Origin of the sequence: Gemmobacter sp. (assembly GCF_016792925.1) — a bacterium.
Classification (GTDB): Bacteria; Pseudomonadota; Alphaproteobacteria; order Rhodobacterales; family Rhodobacteraceae; genus Gemmobacter.
This window is the reverse complement of the sequence record NZ_JAEULU010000245.1, coordinates 1-9,377: the sequence shown is the minus strand read 5'-3', so window position 1 is coordinate 9,377 and position 9,377 is coordinate 1. Positions and strand designations below refer to the sequence as shown.

The 9,377-nt window shown below is 67.1% G+C and carries 8 protein-coding genes, 1 tRNA gene and 1 pseudogene; 5 read left to right on the top strand and 5 right to left on the bottom strand.

Annotated features, from left to right (window positions below):
- From JNN06_RS11625 to dapF, 3 genes are all read right to left on the bottom strand, one after another.
- Positions 1-1,433, bottom strand: a 1,433-nt coding sequence (locus JNN06_RS11625) for a heavy metal translocating P-type ATPase (RefSeq protein ID WP_291239755.1), incomplete at its 3' end; no start/stop codon positions are given.
- Positions 1,434-1,458: 25 nt separating this feature from the next.
- Positions 1,459-2,712, bottom strand: a complete 1,254-nt coding sequence (mtaB, locus tag JNN06_RS11620) for a tRNA (N(6)-L-threonylcarbamoyladenosine(37)-C(2))-methylthiotransferase MtaB (protein ID WP_291239754.1) — start codon at positions 2,710-2,712, stop codon at positions 1,459-1,461.
- On the bottom strand, positions 2,709-3,545 hold the full coding sequence (dapF, locus tag JNN06_RS11615) for a diaminopimelate epimerase (protein ID WP_291239753.1): 837 nt from the start codon (positions 3,543-3,545) through the stop codon (positions 2,709-2,711). Before dapF ends, mtaB begins: the two co-directional genes overlap by 4 nt.
- A 109-nt stretch (positions 3,546-3,654) precedes the next feature.
- Here dapF and JNN06_RS11610 point away from each other — a divergent pair.
- From JNN06_RS11610 to JNN06_RS11590, 5 genes are all read left to right on the top strand, one after another.
- A tRNA-Lys gene (locus JNN06_RS11610) sits at positions 3,655-3,730 on the top strand.
- Positions 3,731-4,146: 416 nt separating this feature from the next.
- The gene (locus tag JNN06_RS11605) at positions 4,147-5,571 is read left to right on the top strand and encodes an FAD-dependent oxidoreductase (RefSeq protein ID WP_291239752.1); all 1,425 of its coding nucleotides are present in this window, start codon (positions 4,147-4,149) and stop codon (positions 5,569-5,571) included.
- 143 nt (positions 5,572-5,714) lie between these two features.
- The gene (locus JNN06_RS11600; protein ID WP_291239751.1) at positions 5,715-6,533 is read left to right on the top strand and encodes a MetQ/NlpA family ABC transporter substrate-binding protein; all 819 of its coding nucleotides are present in this window, start codon (positions 5,715-5,717) and stop codon (positions 6,531-6,533) included.
- Between the two features lie 77 nt (positions 6,534-6,610).
- Positions 6,611-7,618 carry an ATP-binding cassette domain-containing protein gene (locus JNN06_RS11595; protein ID WP_291239750.1) on the top strand — a complete coding sequence of 336 codons (1,008 nt, stop codon included), beginning with the start codon at positions 6,611-6,613 and terminating at the stop codon, positions 7,616-7,618.
- Positions 7,599-8,252 carry a methionine ABC transporter permease gene (locus JNN06_RS11590; protein ID WP_291239749.1) on the top strand — a complete coding sequence of 218 codons (654 nt, stop codon included), beginning with the start codon at positions 7,599-7,601 and terminating at the stop codon, positions 8,250-8,252. The genes JNN06_RS11595 and JNN06_RS11590 overlap by 20 nt, the downstream gene beginning before the upstream one ends.
- 80 nt (positions 8,253-8,332) lie before the next feature.
- Here the strand turns inward: JNN06_RS11590 and JNN06_RS11585 are convergent, their stop codons facing one another.
- The gene (locus JNN06_RS11585) at positions 8,333-9,178 is read right to left on the bottom strand and encodes an amidohydrolase family protein (protein WP_291239748.1); all 846 of its coding nucleotides are present in this window, start codon (positions 9,176-9,178) and stop codon (positions 8,333-8,335) included.
- An 11-nt stretch (positions 9,179-9,189) separates the two neighbouring features.
- Positions 9,190-9,377, bottom strand: a pseudogene (locus tag JNN06_RS11580) (alkanesulfonate monooxygenase); the annotation flags it as partial.

Below are 9,377 nucleotides of genomic sequence, written 5' to 3'. Positions count from 1 at the left end.
ACGGCGCGGCGGTCGCCGGTCATCATCGCGATTCCGGTGACACCCGAGGCGCGCAGGCCCGCCAGACCCTCGCGCGACGACGCGCGCGGCCGGTCGGCCACCGCCACCGCACCCAGAAGGCGGCTGCCCTGCCCGTGGTAGATCGTCGTCCAGGGCTCGGCCGCCAGCGCCGCCACCGCGGGCGCGTCCAGCGCCGCCCCCATCCGCGCCGCCATGCGGGGATTGCCGGCCCACAGCACCCCCGCCCCCTCGCCCGCCACAATCCCTTCGGAGGGCAGGCTGCGGGCGCCCGGCACCTCGGCCACCGACAGGCCGCGCGCGGCAGTCTCGCGCCGCAGGGCGGCCGCCACGGGATGCTCCGACTGCGCCTCAAGCCCGGTCAGGCTTTGCAGGAAGGCGTTCTCATCCATGCCGGGCGCGGCAATGGCCACCACCTCGGCCCGGCCGGTGGTCAGCGTGCCGGTCTTGTCAAAGGCGAAGGCGCGCACGCCGGCCAGCGTCTCCAGCGCCGCGCCGCCCTTGAACAGCACCCCACCGCGCGCCGCCGCCGAAAGGGCCGACAGGATCGCCGCCGGCACCGAGATGACGATGGCGCAGGGGCTGGCCGCCACCAGCAGCGTCGCCGCACGGTAAAGCGCCCCGCCATGGTCCAGCCCCCAGAACCGCAGCGCGGCATAGGCCAGGACCGAGCCCGCCAGCACCGCCACCGTATAGCGCTGGCCGAACCATTCCGAGAATCGCTCCGATGGCGCCCGGGCGGCCTGCGCCTCGGTCACCAGCGCGACCATACGCGCCACGGTGCTGTCGGTGGCGCTGCGGGTCACCCGCACCTCCAGCACGCCATTCAGGTTCACCACCGCCTCGAACACCGGCGCGCCGGGGCCGCGATGCACGGGCATGGATTCGCCGGTGAGGGTGGAGAGATCCATCGACGCCTCGCCGCGCTCGATCACCCCGTCCACCGGCACCCGCCCGCCGGGCCGCACGATCACCAGATCGCCGGGCACCAGCTGCGCCGAGGGCACCTCGGTCACGCCTTCCGCCGTTTTCAGCAGGGCTGTATCGGGGCGCAGGGCCATCAACGCCTCGACCGCGCGGCGGGCGCGGCCCATGGCGCGATGCTCCAGCGCTTCCGAAATGGCAAAAAGGGTCAGCAGCACCGCCCCTTCCAGCGCCGAGCCGACCAGCGCGGCGGCCAGTGCCGCCAAAGCCATCAGCAGGTCGATGTCCAGCCGCCGATGGTGCCACAGCTCGCCCAGGGCGCCGATCAATGTGGGCAACCCGCCCACCAGATACACCACGATCAGCCCGACCGGCCCCCAGGGACCGGGGATCAGGAAGGCATCGACCAGCGCCGCCGCCATCCCGGCCAGGGTGAGGCCGGTCAGCGCCGTTTCCAGACGTCCTTCGGGGTGACTGTGATCATGTGCCATGGCGGGCCTCGCTTTCGCGAGCAGCTTAGGCGGTCAGCTGGCCTTGCGCAAAGCCGGTGATCCGGGCCGTGACAATCTGCCCCTCTGGCATATCGCGGTCAAAGGCCACTTCGGTAAATTGCGCCGTGCGGCCCAGACGCGGCCCTTCCATCAGGATCTGGTGGGTAACGCCAAGCTGCGCCCCCAGATGCTGCGCCAGTGCCGCGTCTCCCACGGCGCGCAGCCGGGCAGCGCGGTCCTTGATGAGCGGGCCTTTCACCTGCGGCATCCGCGCGGCGGGCGTGCCCTTGCGCGGGCTGAAGGGGAAGACATGCAGGAAGGTGAGGCCGCAATCCGCCACAAGCTTCACCGAATTGGCGAACATCTCCTCGGTCTCGGTCGGGAAACCGGCGATGATGTCGGCGCCAAAGATGATGTCGGGGCGCAGGCGGCGGGCCTCTTCGCAAAAGCGGATCGCGTCATCGCGCAGATGGCGGCGCTTCATCCGTTTCAGAATCATGTCATCGCCCGCCTGCAAGGACAGGTGCAGATGCGGCATCAGGCGCGGCTCGGTCGCGATGGCCTGCATCAGGGCCTCATCCGCCTCGATACTGTCAATGCTGGAGATGCGCAGGCGCGGCAGATCGGGCACCAGCTTCAGGATGCGCAGGACCAGATCGCCCAGGCGCGGCTCTGCGGGCAGATCGGCCCCCCAGGAGGTGAGGTCAACGCCAGTCAGCACGACCTCATGAAAGCCCTTGTCCACAAGGCGTTTGATCTGCTCCACCACCACGCCCGCAGGCACCGAGCGCGAATTGCCCCGGCCGAAGGGGATGATGCAGAAGGTGCAGCGATGATCGCAGCCATTTTGCACCTGCACATAGGCGCGATGGCGGCCAAAACCGTCGATCAGGTGCCCGGCGGTTTCCTTGACCGACATGATGTCGTCGACCTGCACCTTTTCGGTCGTGCCGATCAGATCGGGCACGCGCAGCCCGGCCCAGGTTTCGGCCTGCATCTTTTCGGTATTGCCGACCACCTTGGTCACTTCGGGCATGGCGGCAAAGGTTTCGGGTTCGGTCTGCGCGGCGCAGCCGGTCACGATCACCGGGGCGCCGGGGTTTTCGCGCGCGAGGCGGCGAATCTCCTGCTTGGCCTTGCGCACTGCCTCGGCAGTCACCGCGCAGGTGTTCACCACCACGGCGTTGGAGACCCCCGCCGCCGCCGCCAGTTCCTTCATCGCCTCGGTCTCATAGGCGTTCAGGCGGCAGCCGAGGGTGGAGAAGACCGGCGCGCTCACAGCAAGCCATCCAGAAACGCGGGGGACAGAACGCCGTCAAATACCCGCGCCACCGGCCCGGCCATCCAGACGCCATCCGCGCGCCAGTCGATCTCCAGCACGCCGCCATCAAGATCGAGCGTCACGCGCTTGCCGGTCAGCCCGCGCAGATGCGCCGCCACGGCGGTGGCACAAGCGCCCGAGCCGCAGGCCAGCGTGATGCCCGCCCCGCGTTCCCACACCCGCATGCGCAGGCGGTCGGGGCCGGTGAGGCTGGCGAATTCCACATTGGTGCGCTCGGGGAACAGCGGGTCGGTCTCGATCCGGCGCCCGTCTTGCGCCACATCCACCGCCTCGGCATCGGGCACGAAGAACACGCAATGCGGATTGCCCATGCCCACGGCCACCGGATCGCCCGGCAGCGGCAGGTGATCGGTGTCCACAGCATGCGACAGCGGCAGTTCAGCCCAGTCACGCTGTGGCTGGCCCATATTGACGCTCACCCGGCCATCGGCCAGCCGCAGCGCCTGCAAATCGCCGCGCTGCGTGACCAGATGCACCGTGTCGCGGCCCAGCTGCCCCATCATGTAATCCGACACGCAGCGCGTGGCATTGCCGCAAGCGCCCGCCCGGCTGCCATCGCTGTTCCAGAAATCCAGCGCGAAATCAGCCACATCGCTGTCCCGAATCTCGGCCAGCTGATCAAAGCCCACGCCGCGATTGCGATCGCCAAGGGCGCGCGCGAGGGCAGGGGTGACCACCGCCCCGCGCCCGCGCGAGTCGATCACGACGAAATCATTGCCCGCCCCGTGCATCTTCATGAACGGCAGGCCAAGGGAAGCTGGCTGTGTCATGCGGGCCTTTTACTGCGGCTGCAAAGATTCTGCCAGTGCGGTGCAAATTTCTGTTTTTCTGCCCTTGACCCCCCCCGCCGAGTTCCGTAGATACCCGCTCACAGAAAGTGGGCCGGTAGCTCAGTTGGTAGAGCAGCTGACTTTTAATCAGCGGGTCACAGGTTCGAATCCTGTCCGGCTCACCACTTTCTGAAAATCCCCCTTGAAATCAATCTGTTGCTGAATGGTTTACAGCGGGATTTTCCGTTTGGGGCCATGGCTTGCCGCTGGCGCCTCTGTTCCTCGACCTGTTGAGCCCGGCTCCTGCTTCGCTGCAAAGGCGCGGCGGCTTTGGCCTGCTTTCTTTTTTGGCGTTGCTCCCTCGGCGCTGATGTCGCCCCGTTCTGCGCCATGCCCGATTGCTGGATGCGGAAACAGGATTTTCTCTTTTGGCGCTGAAAATGGGAAATAAAATACACGAGTGATGCGGTAGATTATTCGGCAAGTCAGTGCGGCGCATGACCAACGGCCTCGAAAGGCGCAGCCTCTTGGCAAGATCAGGCTTTCCCGCACGACACTCTGTCGGCTCTCCCTCGCCGGTTCCCTGTTGGAAGGCTTCATCATGTATCTTGATCGGACAAAGACGCAGCTCGTTTGTCGGCATCCGACCATCGCCATCATCGGCGGCGGCTATAGCGGCGCGGCGGTTGCGCTGCATCTGGCGCACCGGGGCGCGGCTGCGCGGGTCATCGTCTATGAACCCCGCGCCGAACTGGGCCGGGGTCTGGCCTATTCCACGTCAGACCCTGATCACCGGCTGAATGTGCCCGATTCCAAAATGACCCTGTTCAGCCACGATCCGCTGCATTTCCGCCATTGGCTGTCCTCGGCCGATCTGCCGCGTCTGCCAGCGGGCAGCGCCACCCTGGCGGGGGATATTTTCGCGCCCCGGGCGGTGTTCGGGCAATATGTCGCCGCTGCGCTGGCGCCCTTGCTGGCAGCGGGCCGGATCGAGCATTGTCGAGCCTCGGCAACTTCCATTCGCAAGCAGGGCGCCGGTTTTGCCGTTCGGGATGATCGGGGGCAGGTGCAAAAGGTGGAGGCGGTGGTTCTGGCGGTCTCGCACCCGCCGCCGGCCTTGCCGCCGGAACTGCGTGCCCTCGCCGATGACCCCGGCCTGATCACCCATACGGCGGGCGAGGCGGCGTTGGCTGGGCTCGCGCCGCAAGACCGGGTGCTGATCGTCGGCTCGGGCCTGACCTCGGCAGATGTTCTTGCCACGCTGATGCGGCAGGAGGGGCGTGCCCCGGTGCATGTGCTGTCGCGCCACGGCTGGCGCTCGCAGCCGCATGGCCCGAAGCAGGCGGAGACCAGCGCCGATTTTGCCGCCGAGCCCGCCTCGACCGCGCTGGCCCTGCTGCGCAAGGTGCGGGCCGCCGTCAGGGCCGAAGCGGCGCGGGGCATCACCTGGCATGCGGTGTTCGATCGCCTGCGGGCGCAAGGCCCGGCGATCTGGGCCGCATTGCCGCTGCCCGAACGCCAGCGCTTTCTGCGCCATCTGCGCGCCCTGTGGGACATTCACCGTTTCCGCATTGCCCCGCAGACCCATGCCACCCTGTGCGAGGCCGAGCGGCGCAAACGCGCCGTCTTCCACGCCGCCCGGCTGTTGGGGGCAGAGCGGCAGGCCGGGGGCCTTCTGGTCACCATCCGGCCGCGTGGCGCGCGCCTCTGGCAAAGCCTGACGGTGGACAAGGTGGTGCTGGCCACTGGCCCGGCCCATGCGCAGGTGATTGCGGGCAACCCGGCCTTGGCGGCACTGGCCGGGCAGGGGCTGGTGCAGCCGGACCCGCTGAAACTCGGCCTTGCGACGGCGCCGGACGGGCGGGCCATCGGTCAGGCCGGGCCTGTTGACGGGCTGTTCGTGGCCGGTCCGCTGGCGCGCGGCACCGTCGGCGAGCTGATGGGCGTGCCCGAGGTCACTGCCTGGGCCGAACATGTGGCCGGGCAGATTCTGGCCAGCCTGCCAAGCCCGGCGACGCAGGGGTGATTTGCCCCTGCGGCACGGGGCGGCGGGGGGAAAAGCCTTCTGTGAAGGGGCAAAAACTTGGAATGGCCAAGGCCCGGCTGGGGGCGTAAATTAAAACGACAAAACAAGTCGTGATATATCGCGCCTCAGAAAGGAACTCTGCCATGTCATTGAAATCGAGTGCATCCACCGCCCTTCTGGCCCTGACACTCAGCCTCGCCCCCGCGCTGCCCGGCCTGGCCGAGGCGCTGAAAATCGGCGTGGTGCCGGGCGCCTATGCCGATGCGGTGGGCGTCGCCGCCGAGGAAGCCAAGGCACAGGGACTGGAGGTCGAGGTGGTCGAATTTTCCGACTGGAACACCCCCAATCTTGCGCTGGATGCCAAGGATATTGACCTGAACTTCTTCCAGCATCAGCCGTTCATGGAAAACACCGAGGCCGAAAAAGGCTATGACTTTAGTGTTGTGGCACCGGGTATCCTGCAAAACTTCGGGTTCTTCTCGCTCCGACACAAGACGCTGGACGCGATCCCCGAGGGCGGCACCGTGGCGGTGGCCAATGATCCGGTCAATCAGGGGCGCGGTTTGCTGCTGCTGCAAAAGGCCGGTCTGATCACCTTGAAGGACGGCGTGGGCTTCAAGGGCACGCTGAATGACATCACGGCCAATCCGAAGAACCTGACCTTCACCGAGGTCGAGGGGCCGCAGCTGGTGCATGTGACCCCCGATGTCGATCTGGCGCAGGGCTATCCGCATTTCATCGTGGCATCGGGTGCCTTTGATCCGACCTCGGGGCTGATCTATTCCGGGGTCGAGGACAAGATTTTCAACGTGAGCTTCGTGTCGCGGGCAGGTGAGGAGAACGACCCGCGCATCCAGCAATTCGTCACGCTGTTCCATGGGTCGCAGGCCGTGAAGGACCAGATTCACAAGTCCTTCGCCGGCAGTGACAAGCTGTATGTTCTGGCATGGTTGCTGAAATGACCGGGGCGGCGATCATCGGATGGCCGCGGGCGGGGGGGCAGGCCGCCCCCGCGCTTCCGGCAGAGCGGACGCGGCGCGTGGCGGGATCGGTGCAGTTTCAGGGCCTGGGGAAGACCTATATCTCCTCTGCGGGCGAGGTTCAGGCGCTGCAAGGCATTGATCTGGAGATCGAGCCGGGCGAGATTTTCGGCATCATCGGGCGCTCGGGGGCCGGGAAATCCAGCCTCTTGCGCAGCATCAACCGGCTGGAGCGGCCCAGCGAGGGCCGCGTGCTGGTGGATGGCGAGGATATTGCCGGGCTGGGCGAGGCCGGGCTGATCCGGCTGCGCCGCCGGATCGGCATGATCTTTCAGCATTTCAACCTGTTGGCCGCCAAGACCGTGCGCGAGAATGTGGCGCTGCCGCTGCGCATTGCCGGGGTGCCCCAGCCCGAGGCGGAGGCCCGGGTGGCCGAGGTCTTGCGGCTGGTCGGGCTTGAGGGCAAGGAAGACAGCTATCCCTCGCGCCTGTCGGGCGGGCAAAAGCAGCGGGTGGGCATTGCCCGTGCGCTGGTGAGCCGCCCCGAGATCCTGCTGTGTGACGAGGCGACCTCGGCGCTGGACCCGGAAACCACGCTGTCCATCCTGCGCCTGTTGCGTGACATCAACCGGCGGCTGGGGCTGACCATCGTGCTGATCACCCATGAAATGAGCGTGATCCGCGAGGTCTGCAACCGCGTGCTGGTGCTGGAACGTGGCCGGGTGGCCGAGATGGGGCCGGTCTGGCAGGTGTTTGCGCAGCCGCAGCACGCCGCCACGCAGGCCCTGCTTGCGCCGCTGACCCGCGCCCTGCCCGAGGATGTGGCCGCGCGGCTGCGGCAAGTGCCGGAGCCGGGCGATCTTCAGGTGATCGAGCTGCCCATGACCGGCGAGGCCGCGCCCCCTCTGGCGGCGCTGGCACAGGGCCTGCGTCTGGTGCAGGCGCAGGTCGAGCCGATTCAGGGCCATGCCGTCGGACGGCTGGTGGTTCTGGCGCCGCAAGGCCTTGACCCCAGATCCCTTTCTTCAACAGCCAGGAGGCTTGGCCATGTCGCCGCAAATGATTGACCGGCTGAGTGCCGCGTTTCTGGATACGCTTCTGATGGTCTCGGCCTCGGCCGGGGTTGCAGTGCTGGCGGGCATTCCGCTGGCGGTGGTGCTGGTGACCTCGGGCCCCGGCGGGGTCTTTCCGGCGCCCCGGCTGAATCGCGTGCTGGGCGCCTTGGTCAACGGCTTTCGCGCCGTGCCGTTCATCGTGCTGCTGGTGGCGCTGATCCCCTTCACGCGGTTGGTGACCGGCACGACGATCGGGGTCTGGGCGGCTGTGGTGCCGCTGTCGATCTCGGCCACGCCGTTCTTTGCCCGCATTGCCGAGGTCAGCCTGCGCGAGGTGGACCCCGGATTGATCGAGGCCGCGCAATCCATCGGTGCAAGCCGCTGGCATATCGTGCGCCATGTGCTGCTGCCCGAGGCGCTGCCGGGCATCATCGGCGGGTTCACGATCACTGTGGTCTCGATGATCGGTGCCTCGGCCATGGCGGGGGCGGTGGGGGCCGGTGGGCTGGGCGATGTGGCGATCCGCTATGGCTATCAACGCTTTGATACCACGGTGATGGTGGCGGTGATCGTCATTCTGGTGGCGCTGGTTTCGGTGGTGCAGGTGACCGGCGACAGGGCGGTGCGCCGCTTGCGCGCGCGCTGAGGCGCCGGTTCAAAAGAGGCTGGTTCAAGGGTGATCTGTTTACATGTGGCGGGGCCGGGGTTTTCCCCCGGCCCTTTGCGTTACAGCTTCAACAGCCGCGCCGCATTGTCGTGCAGCACCTTTTCCAACACCCGATCCTTCAGGCCAAGCGCCTGAAAATCCTCGATGCTTTGGCGGATCGGGCGGAAAGGATAAGAGGAGCCGAACAGCAACTGATCGCGCAGAAAGCCATTGGCGGCCTCGATATAGAGCTGGCTGCCGGGCTGGAAGACATACATGTCCGGGATCAGGAACACGTTCTCATGCCGGAAGGCCACGCCCAGAATCCCCGCCACATTGGGCCAGAAACCGTGATAGGCGGCGATCCTGAGGCGCGGAAACTGCCGCGCGACATTGGCCACCGGCGCCGGATCATTGAAGCGCGGATCGGGCGTCGTCGGGCCGCTCATCAGGTAAAGCGGCACGTCAAGGCCTTGCAAAAGCTCGTAAAGCGGAAAGAAGGCCGGGTCATCGGCATGGCGCGGCGGCGTGCCGAAGCCGGGTTCCAGGTCGATGCCGCGCAGGCCCAGCGTCAGGATCGCGCGTTCGGCCTCGTCCAGCGCGGTCTGGCGGCCCTGGGTGATGATGTCGACGGAACCGATGCCCTCCAGCAGCGGCGAGGCGGCGGTGATCCGGTGGATCGTGTCATTGGGCAAATGCTGGCCGGGCGTGTGCCGCCCCACCACCACGGCGCGGGTCAGGCCTGCGGCGGCGACTTCGGCCAGAAAGCCCTCGGGCGTGGCAGAGCGGGTGAAGTGTTCCAGATCGCCGCGCGTGCCGACGCGGGCGTTCAGCCACTTCACCACCTCATAATCCGGCCCGCCCGGGGTCTTGCCGAAGAAATCGTGCAGATAGGCCGGGCGGCAGCGCATGTCGATGATTTTCATGGAAATTCCTTTCAGCTTGCCGCGCGTTGGCGGCGCATGTCAAAGGCGCCGCCGGTCTGGCTGGAGCCGTGCAGCGTGACGGCCTGTTTGCCCAGCAGCGGGAACAACAGCTCGGCCACGCGCAGGCTTTCTTCCAGATGCGGATAGCCGGACAGCACGAAGGTATCGACGCCCAGCTCGGCGTATTCGCGCAGCCGCG

Bases quoted from the DNA above. Each gene is read 5' to 3' on its own strand.
- dapF (WP_291239753.1), bottom strand. From the start codon at position 3,545: ATGACACAGCCAGCTTCCCTTGGCCTGCCGTTCATGAAGATGCACGGG.
- JNN06_RS11605 (WP_291239752.1), top strand. From the start codon at position 4,147: ATGTATCTTGATCGGACAAAGACGCAGCTCGTTTGTCGGCATCCGACC.
- JNN06_RS11600 (WP_291239751.1), top strand. From the start codon at position 5,715: ATGTCATTGAAATCGAGTGCATCCACCGCCCTTCTGGCCCTGACACTC.
- JNN06_RS11590 (WP_291239749.1), top strand. From the start codon at position 7,599: ATGTCGCCGCAAATGATTGACCGGCTGAGTGCCGCGTTTCTGGATACG.
- JNN06_RS11585 (WP_291239748.1), bottom strand. From the start codon at position 9,178: ATGAAAATCATCGACATGCGCTGCCGCCCGGCCTATCTGCACGATTTC.